The 23,448-nt window shown below is 66.1% G+C and carries 11 protein-coding genes and 1 pseudogene; 11 read left to right on the top strand and 1 reads right to left on the bottom strand.

Annotated elements, in window-relative coordinates; genetic code table 11:
- The first annotated feature begins 80 nt into the window (after positions 1–80).
- Together DEJ51_RS31215 and DEJ51_RS31210 are read left to right on the top strand one after the other, a co-directional pair.
- Positions 81–854 (top strand): aminotransferase class IV family protein, encoded by a 774-nt coding sequence (locus DEJ51_RS31215; protein WP_150260977.1) that lies wholly within the window; start codon positions 81–83, stop codon positions 852–854.
- 269 nt (positions 855–1,123) lie between these two features.
- A complete protein-coding gene (locus DEJ51_RS31210; protein ID WP_150260976.1) occupies positions 1,124–1,489 on the top strand; it encodes a hypothetical protein in 366 nt (121 codons plus the stop codon).
- A gap of 603 nt (positions 1,490–2,092) precedes the next feature.
- Here DEJ51_RS31210 and DEJ51_RS35395 read toward each other — a convergent pair.
- Positions 2,093–2,260: pseudogene (locus tag DEJ51_RS35395) on the bottom strand (pirin family protein); the annotation flags it as partial.
- A gap of 93 nt (positions 2,261–2,353) precedes the next feature.
- Here DEJ51_RS35395 and DEJ51_RS31200 point away from each other — a divergent pair.
- The 9 genes from DEJ51_RS31200 (at position 2,354) to DEJ51_RS31160 (ending at position 23,421) form a co-directional block, all read left to right on the top strand.
- Positions 2,354–3,508: a tyrosine-type recombinase/integrase gene (locus DEJ51_RS31200; RefSeq protein WP_223836057.1), complete on the top strand. Its 1,155-nt coding sequence runs from the start codon at positions 2,354–2,356 to the stop codon at positions 3,506–3,508.
- Between the two features lie 619 nt (positions 3,509–4,127).
- Positions 4,128–7,910, top strand: a complete 3,783-nt coding sequence (locus tag DEJ51_RS31195; protein WP_150260975.1) for a hypothetical protein — start codon at positions 4,128–4,130, stop codon at positions 7,908–7,910.
- 253 nt (positions 7,911–8,163) lie between these two features.
- Positions 8,164–9,792, top strand: a complete 1,629-nt coding sequence (locus DEJ51_RS31190; protein WP_150260974.1) for an ATP-dependent nuclease — start codon at positions 8,164–8,166, stop codon at positions 9,790–9,792.
- Positions 9,789–11,447, top strand: coding sequence for a UvrD-helicase domain-containing protein (locus tag DEJ51_RS31185; RefSeq protein WP_150260973.1), 1,659 nt, complete (start codon positions 9,789–9,791; stop codon positions 11,445–11,447). Before DEJ51_RS31190 ends, DEJ51_RS31185 begins: the two co-directional genes overlap by 4 nt.
- A 311-nt stretch (positions 11,448–11,758) precedes the next feature.
- On the top strand, positions 11,759–13,888 hold the full coding sequence (locus tag DEJ51_RS31180; protein ID WP_150260972.1) for a hypothetical protein: 2,130 nt from the start codon (positions 11,759–11,761) through the stop codon (positions 13,886–13,888).
- A 737-nt stretch (positions 13,889–14,625) separates the two neighbouring features.
- Positions 14,626–17,409 (top strand): protein kinase domain-containing protein, encoded by a 2,784-nt coding sequence (locus tag DEJ51_RS31175; RefSeq protein WP_190620789.1) that lies wholly within the window; start codon positions 14,626–14,628, stop codon positions 17,407–17,409.
- 795 nt (positions 17,410–18,204) lie between these two features.
- Positions 18,205–18,621 carry a hypothetical protein gene (locus DEJ51_RS31170; protein WP_223836056.1) on the top strand — a complete coding sequence of 139 codons (417 nt, stop codon included), beginning with the start codon at positions 18,205–18,207 and terminating at the stop codon, positions 18,619–18,621.
- Complete coding sequence (locus DEJ51_RS31165; RefSeq protein WP_150260969.1) at positions 18,618–20,687, top strand: DEAD/DEAH box helicase family protein; 2,070 nt, start codon at positions 18,618–18,620, stop codon at positions 20,685–20,687. The genes DEJ51_RS31170 and DEJ51_RS31165 overlap by 4 nt, the downstream gene beginning before the upstream one ends.
- Entirely contained in the window at positions 20,677–23,421 is a 2,745-nt protein-coding gene (locus tag DEJ51_RS31160) for a TerD family protein (protein ID WP_223836055.1), read from the top strand. The genes DEJ51_RS31165 and DEJ51_RS31160 overlap by 11 nt, the downstream gene beginning before the upstream one ends.
- Positions 23,422–23,448: the final 27 nt, after the last annotated feature.

The following is a 23,448-nucleotide window of genomic DNA, read 5'->3' as shown; positions in this document are numbered from 1 at the left end:
AAGACTACGCCACATGGTCCGCCCGCCTCCTCGCCGGCCAGACCGCATTCGTCGCACCGACCGGGTGGCATCCTGACGGCATGGCAGAACTCAATGGAGAACCGGTCGAGCTCGGACAGCTGCAGACGTTGGCGCTGACCAACTACGGTCACTTCACATCCATGCGCGTCGACGACGGACGTGTCCGCGGTCTGTCCCTGCACATGGACCGTCTTCAGCGGGACTGCCGAACGCTCTTCGGTGTCGACCTCGACCTGCGGCGCGTCCGCGAGCTGGCACGCCGTGTTGCTCCCGCCACCGGATCCACCACGGTCCGCGTCACCGTCTTCGACCCGCGGCTCGACCTCGGGAATCCGGGCGCCGCGAACGATCCTCACGTACTCGTCACCTCTCGAACTGCCGGCTCGATCCCGCTCCCACCTCTCCGCGTACGGTCCACGACGTACGTACGCGACGTGGCCGGCGTGAAGAGCGTCGGCCTCTTCGCCAGCATCCATCACCGGCGGCAATCCCAGCTGGCAGGATTCGACGACGCCCTCTTCGTCGACCAGGACCAGGTCGTCTCCGAGGGCGGCACCTGGAACATCGGCTTCTTCGACGGCACCCAAGTGGTCTGGCCAGCCGCCGACTGCCTCGTCGGCGTGACGATGGAGCTCCTGAAGCAAGCCCACGACCACGTCTCCACGCCTGTACGGCTGACCGATCTGCCGAACATGCAGGCCGCCTTCGCCACAAACGCAGCGATCGGGGTCCGAGCGATCAGCCGCATCGACGGCATCGAGCTGTCCGAATCCCACGCAATCATCGACACGCTTCGCAAGCTGTACATGGAGCTCCCCGGCGACCTGATGTAGTGGTCCGGCCCCGGCTTCGGTGACTGGTGTGGCAGGGCAGGGGCCGACTGCAACAAGGAGTCCTGGGATGGCCTTCGGCTGGAGGACGGCACACGTCTCGCGCTGGCGGCGTCGCGGATGCTCATGACCGATGAGGCGTGGCGGACCAGGCACCGCGATTACCGGCGGCAGGGCATCATCGTCGTCTGGTTCTGGCGGCCCCGTGTCCTCTTCCCCCACATAGTCCTGTCCGAGGGCCTGCCGGTGTGGTTCTACGTCCCCTCACACGCATGGCTTGGACGGCGTTCGACCGGGCGTACCAGAAGGTGCACCGGGTGGCGGGAGGTGAAGAACCCTGCGGTGTTCGGTCGCACCGTCCCTTCTACCCGCTGGACGACCTGGAACGGCAGGCCGTACCCGTCGGCGAGCTGATTCCGGACCAGCAGGGCGCTGTGCTCCCGCGGAACCTGCGATGGAACCTGAGCGACTCCCAGCGGGAAGCCCGCGAGGAGGCAGCGGTGCGGCGCGAGGAGGCCGACGGGCACCCGATGCCACTGCCGGCCCCTCGGCTGGCGCACGGCGCCCTGCGATGCACGGTGTGCCAGCGATCCTTGGCTCCCGAACTCGCAGCGGCCGGACGTCACCTTCTGCGATGACCAGACGGCATCCCGACAGGAGACGCACGCCATCCCTTCGGCTTAGCCATGGCCTGCTCGTCGAGGCGGCGGATCTTGGCGTGGGTTCTTTCTGGCCGCAGACGGACTCCAGACCCCTGCCCAGGCGAGCCGGCCAGCAACGATTTCGGTCAACATTAGGTTCATCCCCGCAGGCGCGGGGAGCAGCGCCCAGGCCGAGGGGCCGCGTCAGGGAGCGGTCTGCTCCCCGCACCCGCGGGGGTGTTCATCTGCCCACAAGAGCCACCGTGCATCCACGTACGCGCTCCAGCGGCGGATCGCAAGCCTTCGCAGGATCCCCGTCGAGTCGTAGGAGTCGGCCGCGCAACGGCCGCCGACGCAGCGGTTTGCAAGCAACCCGACTCAGCGAGACCCGGAAAATAGCCGACCTGACTATTCGTCAGCAGAGGCAGCGAAGGATCAACATTCGTTCGGTCAAATTTGGTAACAGCCTGCTGCACATGAGACTCGGCCGTCGCCACCGAAGGCTTTCACAACCTGCCCGAAAGCCTCCCCTGCGAGACCAAAAAACGGAGGGCTGGGTGCGAGCACGACACCCAGCCCTCGGCCCCTGAAATCAGCAGGTCAGCGAACCCTTCCCCTGGGCTTCAGGTGGGTCGGGGGGAGGGCGGGGGACGGGATCGGGGGGCCGTCGTAGCCCTTGACCTCGCCGTAGCGGGTGCCGTTCGTCCAGTCCTCGCGGAACTGGGCGATCTCCTCGTGGGACCGGCCGATCCAGTTCCAGAACGTAACACGAGATATCCGTCTTCGTGCAGGTCAGGAACGTGGTGGACCCTCCGGCGTCAGCAAAAGGTCAGCATTGGCGCCCGAGGAGTCCCGCACCGCATGGCAACGAAGTCACTCGCCCACGGCATGGGCACCTTCTACAAGGACTGCGAGCACGCCCAGTCCCGCTGGTCGAAGTGCCCGCACGAGTACAAGATCCGTTACCGCAGTGCGGCCGGTAAGCAGACCGAGGAGGCCGGCTTCTCCACCCAGGAGAAGGCCATCGACCGCCTCACGACGGTCTACCAGGAGAAGAAGGCCGCCCCAAGGAACCAGGGCAAGGCCGAGCGCATCCAGAAGTACGGCGCGATGCAGTTCCGCGAGTACACCGCAGAGTGGAAGGCTGGCCAGCGCGACCTCGCAGAGTCCTCGCTCCGCACCCTGGAGTCACTCCTCCAGCACCACATCCTCCCCACCCTCGGCAGCCGCCGGATGAGCACCTTCGACCACAAGGTCGTCGACAGCTTCATCCGGACCATGGAGCGCAACGGCGCCGGCCTGGCCACCCAGTCCAACGCGTTCGACAAGGTCAAGTCGGTCCTCCTCGACGCCTACCGCCTCGGCATCTACACGGAGAACCCCGTCCTGGGCGTCAAGCCCCCGCAGTACGACCCCGAGCGCGCGGTGATCCCCTCCCCCGCCCAGCTCCGCGACATACGCACTGCCGGTGACGACCGGTTCCTCCTCATCGCCGACCTGATGAGCGGCTGCGGCATGCGCAACGGCGAGGCCTTCGCCGTCAACATCAACAACCTCGTCGCGAGCGACGTCTACCGCATCACCGAGCAGGTCAACCAGACCACGAAGACCTACGGCCGTCTCAAGCACCGCAAGCCCACCGACTACCGCGACGTCCCCCTCCCGGCCCGCGTCCGCGAGACGATCGAGTGGTACGCCGACACACACGGCACGGTCGACGGCTACCTCCTGCGCCACCCCATGGATCCCACGAGGCCGTTCCTCGCCTACTACCTCCAGAACCAGTGGCAGCGCATCAAGCGCGCCAGCGAGGTCGACGTCCCCGAGGGCATGGTGATCTACAGCCTCCGCCACTTCTTCGCCTCGAACTGCCTCACCAACGGCATCCCCATCACCGACGTAGCCGAGTGGATGGGCCACAAGAGCCTCGACATCACCTTCAAGATCTACCGCCACCTCATGCCCGGCTCCATCGGCAAGGCCGCCAAGATCCTCGACGTAGGCCTGGCGGCCTGACCGTTGGCCGCGTCGGGGTGGAGAGCAGACCATCCTGTCCAGTTCCCTCCAGAACTCTGTCATCTTCGCCCTGACAAGCCCACGACCGCCGTCGCCGGTTGCCTGTTCGGGCGGCCCACGCGCCACCCTGTCCGAACCGAACTGTGGTTCGTCCACGTCACGGGCAGGCGAGAGGCCACCGAATCGCTATGCCGCTGCTCACTGCACCGTATCCGGGTCGGCTACCGCCGCATCAGCCGGTGGAGGTGACGAAGCACCGCCGCCCGGATGGCACACCGCCGGGCTTAGCCCGTCTTCGAGTATCAGCTCTGCAGCCACCACGTCGCATAGCCAGCTAGCGCGGCTCCCGCGGCATAGAAGGCGCCTCGTACCAGACTAAACAGTGCGGCGCGGCCCAGGCGGCGAGCGGTTCTCGTCGTTGTCTTCGGCATCTGCGAGTCCCCCTACGGGTTCGCCCGGCCCGTGTGGCCGCGGCGTCGGGTTCAGGTTCCGGGCTTGGAGGGGGCGTTGTCCGAAAGAGCGGGCGGTGCGGTAGATCCGCCGCTACGGTGCAGGCCGACGGGGTGCCCGCACTGCCCGCGGCGGGCAGGCCGATGTGCGGCGGAATCGGGGGCGAGCAGTGCGGACGGACAAGTCTCGTGAGCTGTACGAGGCGCTGCGCGCTCTGGAAGCCAGGGCGATGTCCGCGCGGAAGAAAAGCAAGCCTCCGCCCTCGCGGCGGGAGGTCGCACGTCTCACCGGGGTGGCCGGGCTCGACCGCCGGATTGGCGAGTGGCTGCACAAGGACCCGGCCAAGGCGAAGGTGCCTGGTACCTCCAGCAGCGACCAGCTCATCGGCGTTGTCCGGGTGTGGAGTTGCTGGGCCGGGGCGGACTTCGACGAGCGCTACTGGCGGACCCTGCTCGATGAGGCACAGCCAGTGCGCACTGCGAAGCCCCGCACCGATCCGGACGGCGCCGGATCCGATGACCCGCGCGGCGTCTTCCGTAGCCATGCGGCGTGGATCGGACAGTACGTCCTGCCCGCCCGGCTGCGTGACCGTGAGGGCGAGTTGCGGGAGCTGGAAGACTTCTGCACTGCCCCGGACACGGACATCGTCCCGGGGTACGCCTGGTGGCAGGCGGGACCGTGGGCGGGCAAGTCCGCCCTGATGGCCGAGTTGGTGCTGCGCCGACGCCCGGCCGGCGTGGATTTCGTGAGCTGCTTCATCGGTGACCATCTCGGCAACAACGACCGCGACTCGTTCCTGCAGACCGTGAACCGGCAACTGTCGGTTCTGGCCCGCCAGGGAACGCAGCCCGGCAGCGGCCGGGCCGAGGAGGAGTTTCCCTGGCTGCTCACCGAGGCTGCCGAGGCCTGCCGAGGACGCGGAAGGCGGCTGGTCCTGGTGGTGGACGGGATCGACGAGGACTTGGGCTCCGGCCCCGACGGCCTGAGCATCGCGGCTCTGCTGCCGACGAAGCCGCCCGCCAGCATGAGGGTGATCGTCGCGGGCCGCCCCAACCCGCCCGTACCTGTGGGGGTCCGTTCGGACCACCCCCTGCGCGGAGCCGGCATCGTGCGGCTCCTCGCCCCGTCGCCCTTCGCCTCGGACGTCAGCGACCTGGCCCGGCGAGAACTGCACAAACTGCTGAGCGGTGGGCCGGTGGGCCGTGATGTCCTCGCTCTGGTGACCGTCTCCCAGGGCGGGCTCACGGCCGGGGACCTGGCCCACCTGGCAAACACGATTCCTCACGAGGTGGACGTGCTGCTGCGCGGCGTCACGGGCCGCAGCTTCCTCCCCGGGGACGGCGACCGGAATCACCTTCCGCAACGAGTGGCAGGCGGTGGCTCGCGGACGCGGGTGCTCGGCCACACGGAGTTGCACCGGGAGGCCCTCGCGTGGCTGGGGGAAACCGCGGCAATCGGGTACGAGGCACGGCTACACGACTGGGCGGAAGAGTACCGGGCCAAGGGCTGGCCCCCCGAGACCCCTGACTACCTTCTGTACGACTATCCGCGCCTGCTCCGGCGGGCGGGTGGTGTTGCTTTCGCCACCGAGCGGCTGGCGTCCCTCGTGCTCGATCCCCGCCGCCAGCGGGCCCTGCTCGGCCTCAACTCCATTGATGCTGCGGTATCGGAGGTTGAGCAGGCGGCCCGGCTGGTGGAACGGGACGCTCCGGACGACCTCGCGACGCGCGCCGCGCTCGCGGTGTCCCGAGACGTGCTCACCCACAGCGCCCGCGGGCTCCCTTCGGAGATTCCTGCGGGGTTCGCCAGGCTGGGGCACTGGCGGCGCGCGACGGACCTCGCGCTCACTGCCCCGTACCCGGAGGACAAGGCGGTCGCTCTGGCAAAGGTGGCCAGGGCGCTGGTGGGAGTCCATGACGAACGCGCCGCTGAGACCGCTCGTGAGGCCGCACGCTGGGCCGCTCGTGCCCGTGAAGAATCGGCGCCGTCGAACGGCGACGAGTCCGACGCCGAGTACGCCGTAGCCGGCGCAGCCGTGGCGCTGGTCGCGACTGGGCAGGAGCGGGAAGGCCGGAACTTGCTCAACACCCTCCGGTCGTACGCCGTGCTCGAAAACGGAGCGTTTCCGTGCACGACGGCGGCAAAGGCAGCCGCGGCCGCCCGCGCCTGGCATCCGCAGCTGGCAGAGGAACTCCTCGACCAGGCCGAGGTGCTCGCCGAGGCGCTGCGGGCCGACCGACACGCGGAGCCGGCCGCCCTCGTTACGGCATGGTCGGCCATCGCTGAGGCCGCGGGATCCCCCGGCTCCGTACGAGCCGCCGGGATCCACGCGCGCATCAGCGACTACGCGCGCGCCGCCCCGGCCGGTCCGGAGTCAGTCGCAGTGTGGGCGACCGCCGCCCTGGCGCTGGTCGACGTACACCCGGAAGAGGCGGTGGAGCTGGCCCAGCAGGCCGCCGGCACGCTGAGGTCGGCGCTCCGCACACGAGCAGACACGACCGGTTCGCAGGGCTACCCCGAGCTGATGCTGACGGACGTGGCGTACGCGCTGGTCGCAACTGGCGCGGTGGACGAGGCCAGGCGTCTCGTCGAAGCCGTTCCCGAGGGCCTGGCAACAAGTTGGTTCGGTCTCGACCTACTCGCTGGCGCGCGAGCCGCGATCAGCGGAGTACCCCGAGGAGCCGGGACGACACGTCCGGAGGCACTTGCCCGGAAGGCCCTCCTACTCGCAGAGCAGAGGGATCCAGGTGAGGCACTGCGCTGCCTGAACGAGGCGCTGGAGGCCTTTGTCACGACCCGCCGCGGAGGCGTGTGGGAGGCGAAGCTGGTGACGCTGTCCGCTGCACTCGCAGCGTCGGGCCTGCCTGCCGACGGCACACGGCTCGCGAGGAGTCTGCCTACCCCTGCTGAGCAGGCGCGGGCCCTGGCAGCCGTGTCCGTCGCCCTGGCCGGCGCAGGGAATCTCACGCTGGCGCAGCCTCTGGCACACGAAGCTGCCGGCCTGACCCGGGAGAATCGCAACAAGGGCGACTCCGCTTCACGTCGCATCGCTCCCGACTGGATTGTGGGGCACTCGAAGAGGGCGGCCGCGTACGCGTTGGCGCATGCCGGAGAAGGCGAGCGTGCCCTGGAACTAGCTGCGGAGCTAGGCAAGCCGGAAGGCTCCGGGAGGCGGCGCGCAACCGTTCTCGTGGCGGCCGGGTTGCGCGGGCCCGACCCCGTGACGGCGGCAAAACTCGTCGAGGCGGAGCGGGAACGCCTGATGACACGGGCCCCTGACCAGTCCGATGTCAGGGGCCGCATCGCCGCACTCGGGAACCTCATCGCGGCGATCGGCGACGCGGACCATGCCTGCGAGGCGGGACTCCGGCAAGCCATCGACGAGGCATGGTCCCTGCAACTGACAGCAAAGGGACAAGGGGTGGACTGGCAGGACTTCCTGGTCGTGGTCGTTCTGGAGGGCAAGAATCAGCAGCAGGATGCCCTGCGCGCTCTGGAAACGCGGGAGCGCAACAGTCGAAGCGTGCCTCCATGGGAACTTCCAACAGCGGGCATCGCCCTCGGGTACGCCGTTCTCGGCGACCACGACGCCGCACGGCGGGTCTCGGCGCGTCACAACGTCCCCAGCGACAGGGCGGAAGCGTACGCAGCGGTCGCCGGGTACCTCGCGGGAGCCCCGGAGAACGCCCATCTGACGTCATGGAACGAAGACACCGCCTTCACGGAGATGCTGCGCACGCTCGCGGTGTCCCAGTCACCCCCAGTCGTTGCCGGGGCTGTGGAGCAGGCACGCCAATTCGTGGCGGAGGCTCTGGCGGACGGTGGCTGGCACCACGCCCTTCCGGCGCTGGCCCGCCTCGCGCCAGAAGCGCTGCTGCAGGTTCGGAACATCGTCTTCAGCCACCTACACCTGGAAGCGGGAGGCACTGAACCGGAGATCCACAGTCGGTGAACGCGGTACTACCCCGGAACCCCCGGCTCAACGGCCAGGCTGGGGACGAGCAGCCGAAGCAGTTCCCACCCCGCTCCCGGCACAGTCATACGAGCCAGCAGGTCGGACGCAGATGCGAAAACGGAGTATCCGGAACGCCGGAGGCTGCGTAGCCTGTCCGGGTGATTTGTAGCACGATCCTGAGGCCATGGGCCCCTTCCGGAAGCTGCCCAACCTCGCAGGTCGGGCCGCGCATGCGAAAGGGGCTGCCGCTGTGAGACTCCACCGCCTCAAGATCACGAACTATGCCCGGTTGCAGGACCTCGAGATTGAGATCCGTAAGCACCTCGTCGTTGTCGGCGCGAACGACGTCGGTAAGACGTCCCTGCTCCGTCTGCTCAACCTGACCCTCTCCGCAACTTTCGGGCAGTTGTACCAAACCCTCTCGCGCACAGATCTGCGAAACACTGAGCACCCTCTCAGCGTCGAGGCTGTGCTGGTCGACTTCTCTGAAACCGAGGTTCGACTCTTCCACCGCGAGATAGACATAGACCCTGTGACGGCGGAAAGGTCCCTGACGATACGACTCAATGTCACCCCAGCCGATGACGACCCGGACGCTGTGGTAATCGAACGCGTCCTGACTGGAACAGCCGACCGCCGCGCACCCACCCGAGAGCAGCTGAGCGCCCTGGGCTGGCGCTACCTGCCCGCCACCCGCGGTGCAGGTAGCGCTCAACTCGACGGCCCAAACAGTGCTCTACGACTCCTTCTCGACAGCATCGATATGGGCACGGAAAAGGCTGACCTCACGGGCCTCCTCGGCGACTTCAACGAGAAGCTCCACACCAGCGAGCGGCTTACCGAACTCCGCGACAAGATCGCCGCACATTTGGCGAGATCCATGCCACGTCGGATCGTCAGCGACGACCTCGCCGTTCGCACCTCGGCGGACCCCGCAGCCTCCGTGCTGCAGAGCGTCTCGATGTTCTTCCAGCAAGGCGAGCAGTATGTTCCGATCACAGAGCAATCGGACGGCCTGCGACAGCTGATGGCACTGACTCTGTTCGACCTGGCCGAGAACAACGCCAACATCATCGCCGTGGATGAACCCGAGCTCCATCTCCACCCCGCCAGTCAGCGAACCGTCGCCGAACTGTTCGCCGGAGCCTCCAACCAGAAGATCCTCTGTACTCACTCGCCTTACATCCTGCAACGGTTCGAGCCCGAGCAGGTGCTGGTGGTCTCACCAGACAGCAGCGTCCATCAGGTAGACAAGGACAAGCTCGATGCGATCGGAAAGCTGCGATCCCAATGGTGGTCGCCGCGGCTTCTCGAAGCGCTGACAGCCCGATACGTCATTGCCGTTGAAGGCGTGGCCGACCGAATTATCGTCGAGGCCGCCGCCCGAGCGTTGGGCATCGGGCTCGACAGGCTAGGTGTAGTGGTCTTCGAACTGGACGGTGCCAACAAATTCACGCACGTCTACAAGATGCTGGGCAAGGACGGGTTCGGGGTCCACGTACTCGGTCTGGTGGACGAGAAGGAGACAGGCATCTTCACTGGGGCCATCGGCGGGAGCTCGAAACTCCTGATGGGGACGCAGGTCTGGGCCAGCTGCGAGGACCTGGAGGATGAGTACTGCAGGGCACTTACGGGCTCCACCATGGCTCGTCTCCTCGTCGAGGCCGGGGTTTGCAAGATGGAGGACATCTTGAAGTCGGCAGGTGTGGCCAGTGAGAGCGAACTCACTGCGCCTGCCGTTGCCACATATTGCCGCAAGGGTAAGAACAAGACTGACGCCGCAACCGCCGTGGCAGCGGCGATGACACGGGAGATCGCCGAGAAGATCACTAGCGTCGCCGGAATCCTCGCCAAGGCCGAGGAACTCGCTGGAGCATGACGACCGAAGCCGAGCCTGATCCGGCACAGAGCCCCGTCGCCAACCTTCTGGCCATCGCCCCGCCAGGCTGCGGGAAGACCGAGCTGCTCGCCCGCCGTGCCCAGCACCTGGTTGCACAGCTTGAGCAGCACCAGCGCATCCTCGCCCTGACCTTCTCCAACCGAGCAAAGCGCAACCTGCGCGAACGGCTGTTGGTTACCCTCGGCCCGCAACGCTTCCGACACTACGTCCGTGTCACCAACTTTCATGGCCATGCGGCCGAGATCATCCGAGCACATGGGCGAACGATCGGTCTAGACCCCAGCGCGCCGATGCCTGGGCGCTCTACTCTCGACAACGCCATTGCGGTGTACACCCGAGGGCTAGGTCCCGGGCCAGCAGGCAAGCGTAGAGACGGAATCGCTAAGGCCTTGTCCGAGGCCAAGCAGGGGCCCTATGACGATGACCAGGTACGCAGGGCACTCGTCCTGAGCGGCAACGCCTACGCCCAGCAAATCGAGGCCGACCGCCGGGAGGAGGGAATCCTCCACTACGAGGATCTACTCAGGCACGCTCAGCGCCTCCTCGGTATTGAGGCAGTAGCCCGCATGTATCAACAGCACTACGGAGCGGTGCTCGTCGACGAATTCCAGGACCTCTCTCTCCAGCAGCTAGAGATCGCGCTCTCGTCATCTTCGACAAGCCGGACCTTCGTCGGCGACCCTCTACAGGGCATCTACAGTTGGGCCGGCGCCAGCCCGACCGAGGTGGAGTTGGCGCTGCGGGATTTGTGCGGCGAGCCACAGAGGCTTGACATGTCCTATCGCTCGTCGCCTGCCGTGCTCAGTGTTGTTAACCGCGTCTCCGCGGCTCTAGGTGGCTCTACGCTACGCGCGGTAAGTCCAGACGCCTGGCAAGAGGGCGGAGCCGCCGCTTCTGGCGTGTTCAAAACTGGGCAGGATGAGGCGCGGTGGATCGTCGATACGTCAACGCAGGTCCTTGCCTCCAACCCGCAAGCCACGATCGGGGTGATCACCCGGCTGGGTTGGCGGCGCGAGCCCATCGACGCGGCCTTCACTGACGCGTCCAATCTGCCGCGCCAGCGCTGGGATCTCGCAATCGAGGATGGCGAGGTCATAAAGCGGATTGTCGCCAGAGTCGGCTTGCTACCACGGCAAGCCACCATGGACGCCGTCCGACGAGCCGTGCTCGATGATGTCGACCGCAACGACGTCGAGGCCCTTGCTCAGACCCTCGATGCACTCGCAGACTTCGAGACCCTCGTAGCCCAAGTAGGCACGCCGAGTCAAGCTGTTGCCCAGCTTCGGCCCCAGGGTGACCATGGTGCTATCGAGCCTGGCGTCCACCTCCTGAATGCCCACACAGGAAAGGGTCAGCAGTTCGATTGGGTCTTCCTCCCCGGCCTCGAGGATTTCCACATCCCCGGTAACAGGGCTGTGACTCAGGAACAGTTGAAAGAAGAGCTTCGCATTGTCCTCGTCATCCTCTCCAGAGCACGGCATGGAGTTGTCGTGACCCGTGCCCAGTCCTTGACCGCCAAGAGTGGCAACGTCTGGAATCCGGATGCCAGCCGCTGGTGGACAGGCGTCACAGACGCTTGCCCCCTAAGCATCGCGGACCTCCCAGCGCACATCGCGGCGCTCGCCACTTCCTGAGGGCACTCCCCCGCTCCGCAGGGGGGGGGCCGGCCCTTGCACTCAGAGCGGAGGCAAGAGCACGCTCCGTACCCCCTCCAACCACGGCTCGAGCTTGTCGCGGGCAATTCGGGTGCAGGAGCGGGCGCCGCAGGGCATGGTCCTCAACAGAGGCCTGAGGGGAGAAGTTCGTGACCCGTAAGAGTGCAAGCACGGCAAGGGATGACTTCAGCAAGGGGGTCAAGGACGATCTGGCCCGGAGGGTTGCTACCAGGTGCAGCAACCCGGAGTGCAGAGCCGTCACGTTCGGACCCAAGTTGGGGTCAAGTGGTGTGGTTAACGTCGGTGTTGCCGCTCATATCACAGCAGCTAGTCCTGGCGGCCCCCGTTACGACCCCTCACTGACACCGACAGAGCGCGCGTCCGGGCAGAACGGCATTTGGCTCTGTCAGAACTGTGGGAAGCTCATCGACAGCGACGCGCCCCGCTACACCTCCGCGACGCTTCATCAGTGGAAGCTCGAGGCTGAGCATGAAACGCTCAGGATGCTAGCTGGTGTCGGACCGTCTGTAGATCGACTCACCTTGGCTCTGCCACAACTCGACTCCCCTGAATCTCTACTCGCATTTGCCAACACGGCAATTGCCCGGGTCGGCCGGGATGACGAACTGCGCGAACTAACCACCTTCTTGGAGTCGACCCAAGCGTTCTCGTGGTGGTTGTGGACCGGTGCTGCCGGCGTTGGGAAGAGTCGTTTGGCGATCGAACTTTGCCGGGCGATGTCGGGCGAATGGCACGCGGGATTCCTTCGTGAGGATGACCAGTCCGCCTTGAGTGGCCTGCAGCCGACGCGACCGACACTTGTCGTGGTTGACTACGCAGCGCAACGTAGCGAGTGGCTCTCAGAAGCTCTCTTCCGTCTCAGCCAACAAGCCTTGAGTGCACCCGTGCGCGTCCTTGTCTTGGAGCGCCAAGCCGCAGGCCCCTGGTGGGACACGGTGCAGCGTACTCATCGCATGGAGGAGTCTTCACACGTTCAGGCAAGCAGCTTCGGCTTGCCGCGTGAGCTCGGGGGTCTATCGCGGGGAAATGTCCGCAGACTTATCACAGCCGTGGCGGTACATGCTCACGCTGATCTATCATCAACAAACATCGAAGATATTGCTGACCACGCCGAGAGGATAGATGCGAGGCGTCGGCCGCTCTTCGCGATAGTGGCGGCGATGGACTGGCTCGACAGCAACGGCGTGAGCGCCGACCGCAACGGAGCGTTGCGGCGCCTCATCGCGCGCATGAATGGCCAGATGATGCCGAGCCTTGGCAACTTACCGCGCCCACAACGCGCCGCGCAGAACGTGGTAACTCTGGCCACCGCATTGGGCGGCCTTTCGGTGGATGCGTACGCCCGCCTCCTCCGAGATGTCCCTCAGCCGGTTGGACTCCTACCTGGCATGTATGAGGATTTCGGCCCGGCATCGCTGGATGACCTCCTGGACGGCCTTCGGCCAGACATTCTCGGTGAGCTCTACGTCCTTGACAGACTCGCCGCAACGGGAGTGGAACGCGCCGCCACAGTGGACCTGCTGCAACTCGCTTGGCAGGCGGATGAGCAAGCGTACCTAGCCTTCGTCGAGCGGACGGCTGGGGACCATAGAGAACATGATCGGCTAGTCGACCTGCTCGGCGTGGCGCACCCGAACGAATCTCCTCTAGCGTGCGCACGCCTCATGGCGAGCACTGTGCCACTTCTCCAACGGAGCGATCACCCAGCGCTCGAATGGATTTTCTCCCGACTCGACGATCTACGCATATCTTTTGAGGAGCAAGGCATAGAAGAACAAGCCATTACCGCACGTTTCCAGTTCGGCAACCTCGTACTCAATGAGGGCGACACACGCAGGGCGAATTCCATTTTCACGGAAGCACTCTCAGAATGCAATCCTCGCTGGCCGGTACACACAAGCCTCCTCAACAACAGGGGGATTACTTGGCTGAAGCTCGACGATCAGAAGTCCGCAAAAGCGGACTTCACAGCGGTCATTGATGACGAAATGGCAGATGACGAGGCACGCGCCTGCTCATTCAATAACCGGGCCGACATCCATGATGACGACGAGGACCTGCCAGCTGCCATCGCAGACCGAACGGCGGTGCTCGCCCTCTCCGCGACATCTCACAATCGACGCTATATCGCCCTGGGGCGCAGAGTAATCACTCAGCGGAAAATCGGCAATAAAGACCACGCCTATCAGGACATCGAATCCATTCTCCAGACCGTCGATATTTCCTCAGAACAGAAAATGTCGGCACGGCTACTACGAGCCGAATGGCTCTTGATTGACGGTGCAACCTCTGAAGCGCGCCTTGACCTCCAGACCGTGATAATGTCGGCGCGGAATTTCGACAGCGTCGAACGTCGCGCACGAGAATTGCTTTCCGACACACTCGCGAGTGAAGAATAGAGTTCGTCCCGCGAAAAATTCCCTCCCGTTCCCTCCTGGAGTCCGCCAGGTGATTGGCAACAGTCGGCCACCAATTCAAGCAGATACACACCCACTAACATGGTTGGCGATCTAGAAATGTCGGCGCAGCTAGGGGCGATCATGCGACTACCCCGTGGCCGACTCTTTGTCTGGGATGTGGGGCAGGTTGATCTTCGTGATGCCGAGTGGGAAGGGTTGCGGCCGTTCCTAGTGGTCAGCAAAGGCGTTGTGACACGTGGCGGGACCATCAGCGGGAAACTGACGGGATTCAGCTGGTCCGGACCGGCGAGCAGTGGCGTGTGACCTGCCGCAATGGTTCTTGGAAGGCGGTCCATGCACGACACCAGCAGTGGTCGGCTGACGGAACCTGGGAACGCCTGGTCAAGCAGGTCCAGGCCGAGGCCGATGCGGCAGGTGAAATCGACTGGGACATGTCCGTCGCCTCCACCACCGTGCGAGCCCATCAGCATGCTGCGGGCGCCCGCATCGATCCGCCGCAGCCCCCCGCCTCAAAGGGGACGCGCTGGGAAACACCAGGGCGAGCCGTTGTGGAAGGTTCCTTCAACAGGTTGGGGGCCGCCTTATGCCGCTGGTGGGTAGCTGGTGAAAGTGGACACCGGCGAACTCCGGCGCCGAGCAGCCTCGATGGGAAACAATGCGCTCACGCTGGCCACTACCCCGGTGCCGGCACCAGGGCGTGGGAGAAGACGAACAGCGTGGACGAGGCACGGGCACTACTGGCCGACTACGGCCAGTGGGCCAAGGACGACACCGCGACCGATGCGGCGAGGTACGAGGCGCTCACCGAACTGGTGGCCTCTCTCCTGGAGCAGGTGATCACCGACGACGCCGTGCGGCGCGTCGACCTTGAGGGGCTGCCCGGGCTCGGCTTCGAGTTCGAGGGGCGGGACTACCTGCTCAGCCTGGCCATCGGGCCGAACCACGCCAGGGGCCGGGCGGTGCTTTCCGCACGCCAGTCGGGGCTTGAGTTCGAGCGGTGGGCTCTGCTGTGGTGGACGGCCACGATCACGCCGGACGTCGACGATCTGGATCAGGTCGAGGACGCCGTGCGGGCCTTCGGTGTGGTGCTGGACCGAACCCACTTGGACGCGGCCGTGGGCGGCCTGCGGTCCCTGCCGGAGCTGATCCGCGACACATTCCGGCAACGTCAGCCGCACATCCCGCTCGCCCGGCTGCTCACCGCCTCCCTCCCTCCGGACCGTCCATGGCCGATGACGCCCGCAGCGCGGATCAGCCCCGCGGTCCGGGTGGAGATGCAGGCCCAGGCGCCGCTGGCCGCTGAGCTGCTCTTCGTGGGCGTGCGAGCCCTGACGGATCCCCCCTCGGGCCTTGCAGCTCGTTCGTGGCCTGGCGGCACCAGCCTGCTGATCACCGGGGCCCACGGCGTGATGGAAGTCGGCACGCGTGGTGCGGCGCGCTGGCGCCTGGAGCTCTCCGGGTGTCACGGGATCCCGCTCCTCCAGCCCGACGACGCGTTGCTCGTAATGTGTGGGCCTGCGCTGGTCCGCTGGCACGACGGCGCCCTGACGGTCCTGGCCGGTGCCTTCGAGGAGGGAGCCCAACTGCTGGCGGGCCCCAGCGGGGAGCCGTGGGTGCTCTCCGGTTCCGGCGTCACGTTCGGCGCCGGCGACGGCACACTCGCCCTGACCCGCGTCGGCAGTGCGCTCGGCGACCAGCTGCGATATCCCATCGCCTTCGAGGCGGCGGTCCGGTCGGCCGTCTGGCTGGACGGGCGTCGCTTCTTCCTTGCCGCGGGCGGGCACAGCACTGTGGTGGACCTGGGGCGGAGCACGGATGCCGGGCGGCGCGAGCAGTGGATTCCCACCGCCGGGCACTACCCGGCGCACCTGCTGGCCGACGGGAGCGGACATGTGCTCAGCGCCTCCCCCGACGGGTCGGGCAACCACGTCCTGCTGCACCGCACCCTCGTGGCAGACCGCGCGTCCGAAACCGTGGCCGATCTCCGGCTCGCCCAGGTCTTCGGCCTCGCCCAGACCGACAGAGCCGACGGGCCCGTCTATCTGCTCGCCTCCCTCCCGGACAACGATCCTTCCAGGATGCGCCCAGTCGTGGTCAAGCTCTCCAGCGACCAGCTGGCCTCCGAGGGGGACACTGATCCGGCTCGGGCGCGGTTGCAAAGGTACGAGCTGGTGAGCGGCTCCGCTCGTGGGGAGAAGAAGGACTACCGGCTTGAACGGCTGCCGCTGGCCGAGGGTGGGCAGGCCGAGGTCTTCCGAGCCATGCACAAGGCATCGCGCGTCGACGTGGCATTCAAGCGCCGCCTGGGCAAGGGGGCCCGGGAGCGCCGGCGCATGGCCCGGGAGATCGAGTTCGCGCAACGGCTGGGCGACCACCCTCACGTGATGCCGGTGCTCGATTTCAGTCCGGACCACGCCTGGTTCGTGATGCCGATGGCACAGGCCACCGCCGAGGACCGGCGCTCAAACCTCCTGGAGCCCGGCCGGCTGCGAGAGCTGGTGGATGCCGTCGCCTCGGCGCTCTCCGCGGCACACGAGCACGGGGACGGGTGGTTACACCGGGACATCAAGCCTTCCAACATCCTTTATCTGGAGGACCGGTGGGTGCTGGCCGACTGGGGCATCGTACGTCGCCCGCGCGGCCAGACCAGCGACCTCGGCGTCCTCACCAATGGCGCCCTCGGCACCGAGGGGTTCGCTGCCCCGGAGCTGGCGTCCGACGCGCACGATGCCACCTTCGCGAGCGACATCTACAGCCTCGGTCAGCTCATCGGGTGGATCCTGACCGGCACCTGGCCCCAGCCCAACGTCCCGCTGCTCCCGCCGCCGGGCCCCTGGTACGGAGTCGTACGCCGGGCCACGCACCTCACCCCTTCCCTGCGGCCCCAGAACATCGCGTCCTTCCTCGATCTGGTCGAGAAGGAGACCACCCCGGCCGCCGGGCTGCCCATCGTCCAGGCCCGGCAGCTCCTCAAGGCTGCGGCCGACCAGGGCTCGGCCGTCGGGCAGCTGCTCGACCTGGCGGCCGACCGGCCCGGCGACTACGAGCTCTACTTGGAAGCCGTCGCAGCCCTCGACATCGAGGTCGCTGGCCCCGTATTGCTGTCGGACGTGCCACGGGCCGTTGCAGTGTTCAAGGCGATGGCCTCGCATGCCCGCGGAGACGAGCGCGGCAACTGGCCGCAATTTGAGGAGACGGACCGGGCTATCTGGTGGCTCCTGGCCGCTGCAGCGGCGGCTAGTCGCGAGGAGCAGTGGATGCTCCTGGATTCAGCCGTGGACAGCATGTGCGTGTGGGACGGATCGTGCGATCAGTGGAAGCCGCAGAACTCCATCAGGGAGTGGCTACGCACCCTGGCCGGGCAAGCAGCCACCGTGGTCGCATCAGTCCTCCGTCAACACCCATACAGCGCACGTCATTTCCACGAGCTCATCGAGGAACGCGGTGTCGAAGTGAGCCTGCGCGGCGCGATCCACGAGGCCCTCGCCGAGCTCAGCTGACTGCGGGACTGAAGGCTAACGGCAGCCGTGGAGCGGCCCGGGCCGGCTTGCATGAGTGGATCGGCCTCAGCTCCAAGGGTTGCCGTTGCCCAAGGCCGCACGGGTGGCGTGGGACGGTATCTGACCGATGCCGAGTGGGAGCGGCTGCGGCCTTTCCAAGCGCGGCTACGTCATCGTCAGCACTGCCACGGCGGCCGCTGGCGCCGTCCGGCTCCGAACGTGATCGGCCGGACCAGTCCTGGTGGGCATCAAGAAGTCAGCGTGAAGCAGCAGGTCCCCCAAGTCGGACAGAGGAAGTCGGAGAACCTCCATGGATTACGGCCAGCAAATCCGACCGCAGTCTGGACGAACTTCGCCCACAATGCCTGCCGACCTGCACGAGCAGTTTCGTGGCGTCCTGGTGGCAGTCGCTGACGTACCGCGACGGTCGGATCCCTCCTCGTACGGCTCCCAGCCGCTCACCTGCGCGCTTCCACCGGGAATCGCGCATGGCCCGAAGCATGGAGGGTTTGGCAGTTGGGCCTGCCATCGAGGCTGAAGATTGTGACAATGGAGCGCTGCGTAGCCGAGAGGGTCTGCTGGGCTACACGGAAGCCGACACAGAGGTGGGGGACGTTGAGGGCGTGGTTCGAACGTATGGCAGCAATCCCGGGCATGGCCTTTGCTGGGAGCCCGGGAGTCGTCCGCGAATCGCTGCCGCGCGCTAGCGTTCGGCCAGATGAGTCGTACGGCTCGCCGATGTGGCCGATGCCTGGGGGCAGTACCTCCGCGACCCCGGCGAGTCAGCATGTTCCGGTGGAAGCAAGCGGTGCGGTGCTCATCGACCGCGTCTGGGAAGCACTAGAGCTTCCGGGCTCGGCCATGGACTACCACTTCGTTCTGCAAGGTGCGGTCGATCGCTTGTGGACTGCGCGACGGTCCTATCCCCCGGGGCTTGAGTTGCTTGAGGTCTTTGCCCAACTGGACCTGGAGCTCATGGAAGCCGCGCCACAGGCGGTGTCGTTCGACCCCGACGTCGAACCGATTACGTTCGTGCGGGTGACCTCCGTACCCCGGCTTATTTCCCTGCTGGAGCGCGAGGGTGCATTTCTGGAAGCACTCACCCTGGCGCATCGTCTGGCTCGCTTCTCGCAGGGCGAGGATGTTGTGGCCCGGCTAGTGGACAAAACCCAAGCACTGGCCGCCGAGAGTTCTGTTGGCGGGTCGGCATGACGGCAGGGCTGGCGTGGCTGATCCCTTCCTCTTCATTTCTGGAAGAGGCGTTCCTCCGGTGGGTGCTCACTCCTGCCGTCAAGCCGGGCATCGTAACTCGAGTGCACAGCCAGCACCCGGTTAATGTCAACGAGCGCACCTACCGCTTGGACTACCTCATCGCAGGTGAATCACTGCAACTGGCTGTCGAGCTGGACGGCTTTGCCTTCCACAGCGACCGGACCGCGTTCACCTATGACCGGCTGCGGCAGAACGACCTTGCCTCTACCGGGTTGACCGTCCTGCGGTTCTCTTACGATGCCGTCCGCCTGGATACCGCGCGCTGCGTCGCGCAGCTGCAGGCAATGCTCCGGCGCGACTCGGCACTCTCACCGCTGGTAATCGCCGCTCCGCGCATTGAGGTCCCGGACATGGCCGGCGATCCGATGCGAGCGGCCGATCCGCCCCTCCGCCAGCAGGGCCCCGACGGGGCCTACTTCACCGGAACCCGTGCACTGGTAGACCGGAAGCCGCTGCGAACATGCCAGGACGAAGCCTTGACGGCTCTGGCCAACTACTACGCGTCCGGCGGCCGCCATGCGGCCACCGTGATGGCAGTCGGAGCCGGGAAGACCGCTCTGGGAGTGGCGGCCGCCCTGTCGTTCAGTAGGCAGCGGGCGCTCGTGGTGACCCCGGGCTCGGTCGTCCGCGGCACGTTTGCCAAGGCCCTCGACCCTGGAGTGCCAGGCAACGTCCTGTACGGACTGGCTAACGGACCCTTGCTGCCCGGTGCGCGTCCTCCGGACACGCTGGTGCTGGATGCGGACGAGACCCAGATCAGCCAGGTAAGCCGCGGGCGGTTGCTGGCCGCGGACATTCTCGTGACGAACTTCCATGCTCTGGGTACGGGAGAGAAGCCCGGGGATCTGCTGGCCAAGCTGGATCCGGATGATGTCGACTTCATCGTTGTGGACGAGGCGCACATCGCTGCCAGCGACTCCTACCAGCGCCTGTTCGCCCATTTCCGGCATGCTCGGACCCTGTTGATGTCGGCATGCTTCAAGCGTCTGGACGGCAGGCCCATCGACGCCGACGTCGTCTACCGCTACCGGCTGGTGGACTCCGTCGCCGACGGCTCGGCGAAAAACCTAAGGGTGCACAGGTTCGCCCCCGATACGGCGGCGACGGTGTATGAGGCCGTGTGGCCGGACGGGCGGCGCGAACAGATCGTGGGACGTCAAGCGCTGCTCGCGGCACTCGGGGACGAACGGAAGATGGCTCGGATCACTGCGCAGTCCGACGCCCCGATCCGGCAGGTGATGGCAGTGACACGGGCCTGTCTGGACGCGCAGGCCAAGCTACTCGCTCCGGTCAAGCCTCGGGTGTTGTTCTCGGCTATGGGCGAGGCCCACGCCCAACAGATCGCGCGCATCGCCGAGGCTCACGGCATCCCGTGCGGCACCCTGCACCACACCATGTCGGCATCGGCGATCGCCGCAACCCGACGCCGGTTCGAATCCGACTCGGGTGACCTCCAGGGCATCGTGCAGCTACGGATGCTCGGCCAGGGTTATGATTTCCCGCCCATCAGCGTGGTCGTGCCCGTGCGGCCATACGGCAGCTTCGGCGAGTTCTACCAGTTCGTCGGGCGCGGCGTGCGCGTCCTACGCCACCCCAGCCGGCCGGCAGACGAGCAGTACCTAGACGTGGTCTGCCATGCCGAGCTGGGCCTCGAAGAACATCTCGAAGCGATGTGTATCAACAACGACATGGATCCGGCGGTTCTGCTCGACGCTCCGCTGATCGACGCCGCTGCACTCTTGGATGCGACCCAAGCCAGCGACGGTAACGGAAGTGCGGAGTCGTCTAGTGCTGTCCCGGTCGGCATGGATGCGTTCGTGCTGTACGAACAGGGGCGTGTCGAGCAGCGTGTGGTGCATGGCCTGGACCGTGTGGAGGCCAGGCGGGCGGAGCGGGAGCTGCAGCTGATGGCCCAACGCTACGCGGTGTACGCACAAAGCACCGCGACCCCCATGCCGTTCGAGCAGTTCGTGGAATACGTACGGAGGCTGACCAGTGGCCAGTAACCAGCTGGGGTGGTGGCACCAGGCCACTGACGCAAGTACCTCTGACGCCCTGGCCCTGGAGTCAGCTGCGGGGCAGCAAGAGCGATTCGCCGGTCTCGACATGCTCACCGCTCGACTCCTGGCAGGCGCTCTCAATGGCCAGGCAGTGGCTACCGTCATCCAGCGCAACGGAACGCAGGTGTCGGACGCCATCGAGGTCGTGGGGCTCACGCCCGAGGAGCGAACCCTCTGCACGGCGGCCTTCGGGGTCCACGCACAGCAGCAGCGCGGTGCCTGGTACCTCCCGCAGAAGCTGTCGCTGAAGGCAGGTGCCGTGAACCTGCCCCATCTGATACGTCAACGCCCCGTTCACGCCCTCACGATGGCAGCAGACGACAACATCCACATCGGCACAGTGGAGAACGCTGACACCGTGCTGTTGTGGGCGTTGCTGATCCCTCTGTTCGAGACCTTGATGGAGCCTGTCCGTATCCGCGCTGCAGGCCCGGTCGGTTCGACCGAGGAACAACGTCAGTTGTGGTCCGGGGTAGAGGAACGCTTCGCCCATCTGGGGCTTGATGGCGATGTACTCGCGCGTTTCCGTTTTGGTGGCGGTTGGCACGCACTGGACCGGGTCGGACAGCAAGATGCACGTCTTGAACTGATGCACTCACTTGCCGCCGGCGACCTCACTCAGCTCGTTGCCCGCCACCGCATGAGGCAGCTACAGCCGCTGATGGAGGGCTTCGCCAAGAAGGCGAAGAGGGGAACGCCCCTGGCGCGCCGTGTGCTGACGCGCGCGTTGCAGCCAGTGGTCTCCGGCTACTTTGCAGGCAACTGGTTGGCCGTATTGGACTACCTTCAGGCAGCCCCTCATGCGGACGAGGAAGTCATCACCGCGCTGCCCGAACCGCGCCTATATGTAGGCATGGCATCCCAAGCGGCGGACATGGCGGCCGAGGCTGGGATCCCGGAGGACGAAATCCATGCCGTACTCGCGGCATTCCTCGGAGGCGCCTCATCTCTCTCCCCTGTTGAGGAACGCCAGGAGGCTCTTCGCGAGTGGTGGGTAGCCTTCGACCAGGCCCACACCGTGCAAGCTCCAGGAATGCGGTCCCTGTGGGGGCTGGTCGACCAGGAGATCATCACTCTGTCCGGCGACGACCGCGGGCCCACTCCCCAGCTGTACCGGCAGGTCATGCCTTCTACCGTGAATGAGCGGGTAGACCAGTTGTGGGCGACCATGACGTTGCAACGCCAATCCCGCAGCATCGTCAGCAATCCCCTGCCTCACCAAGTGATGGCCGATGCCTTCGGCCCGGCCGTGGAGTTCTGGCACGGGGTGGCCCTCACAGCCTGGTTCGTTTGCGAAGGCCCATACTCCCGCGCGCCCCTGTCCGGGGTCGCCGATTACTACAGCCGGCCACTCAGCACGCTGCAGGCCGCTGGCTGCCCGATCGACCCCCGCCTGTTCGACGACCTGCGCAACGCCGAACAGCACCTTGGTCCGGAAGAGACCATCACGAAGGACACCCAGCTGTCCGCCGACACGTCCTTCGGTTCCATCACCATGACGACAAGCATCGGCTTCACCACCCGCCGTGAAGGCTTCGAACGAGTTCGCGACATCGTCACCCGCCACCGACGGGCCTGGGCCGACAAGTATCTCGACACCTACCTCCAGCAGCTCTGGCGTACCGAGCTGGAGGATGTAGCCCGCGCTCACCACCGCTTCGTTGCGGCCAAGGGCCGCCCACCCACCCTGATCCAGTTCGCCCAGTTCGCCACGACCGCGGCCAATCACTGGACCGGCGGGGACCTGGGCGCCCTGTACACCGCCATCGGTGAGCCAGCACCGACCCAGCAGGAGCGCCCCACGCGCCTGCTCCGCGGCGACGGCTACGACTTCGCACGCAGCGTCTATCAGGCGCTGGGCGGCAAGCCCGTCGATCACGACACCATGATGGACAACCCAGAAGAGTCAAGACGGCAGTGGCAGCTCAGTCGCCTAGCCTCTGAGAGCCTGCGCTACCTCCAGCTTCAGGAAGCGCTCGGCGAGCCGCCCAGTGCCAAGCAGTTCGGTACCCAGCGCCTGGCGTGGCCCTGGCCTGGCGAGGAAGCCGAAGGCTGGCCCATCCTGCAGCGCGCGATTTCCATCCTCACCAACGGCAGCGCCTCCCCCGCACCGCTCCCTCCCCCATTGGGCATCCCAGCACTCCGGGAGGAGCACAGTCAGGGCAGGAGCGAAATTGGGCAGATCCGGCACCTGACCAAGGGAGCCAACGCCCCGCTTCAGACAGAGCCTGTTTCTGTCCACATCACGACTGCCGGCGCGCCCGTCGACGTATCTGCGGTTCTCCTCGCACGCAACGGCAAAGTCCGCGACGACCACGATCTCGTCTTCTACAACCATCCTCTCCAAGACGGAATTCGAGCTGCCAAGGACACCATCACCGCCGACCTGGCATGCGTCCCCGCCGACGTCAGCCGCATCAACATCATCGTGAGCATCGATCTCGAAGCAGAACCCACCGCAGTCTTCGACCATCGGACCACCTGGCGGGCAGACATCACCCAGAACTCCAGCAGCACCTTGTCCTTCTCTCCGGAGCCCTTCGCGTCAGGCGAGACCGTCGCCATCGCGGTGGAGCTCTACCGCCATACAACGTGGTGGAAGATCCGCGCCATCGGCCAGGGCTACGACACCGGCTTGGCGGGCCTTGCCGTCGACTTCGGCATCGACGTCGACTCCTGAACCGCGAGCTGGCTGGCCTGTGCTGCC

This window comes from Streptomyces venezuelae (genome assembly GCF_008642275.1).
In the GTDB taxonomy this organism is placed as follows: domain Bacteria; phylum Actinomycetota; class Actinomycetes; order Streptomycetales; family Streptomycetaceae; genus Streptomyces; species Streptomyces venezuelae_E.
Note: the sequence above shows the minus strand (reverse complement) of the source record. Positions and strands in the feature narration are given on the sequence as shown.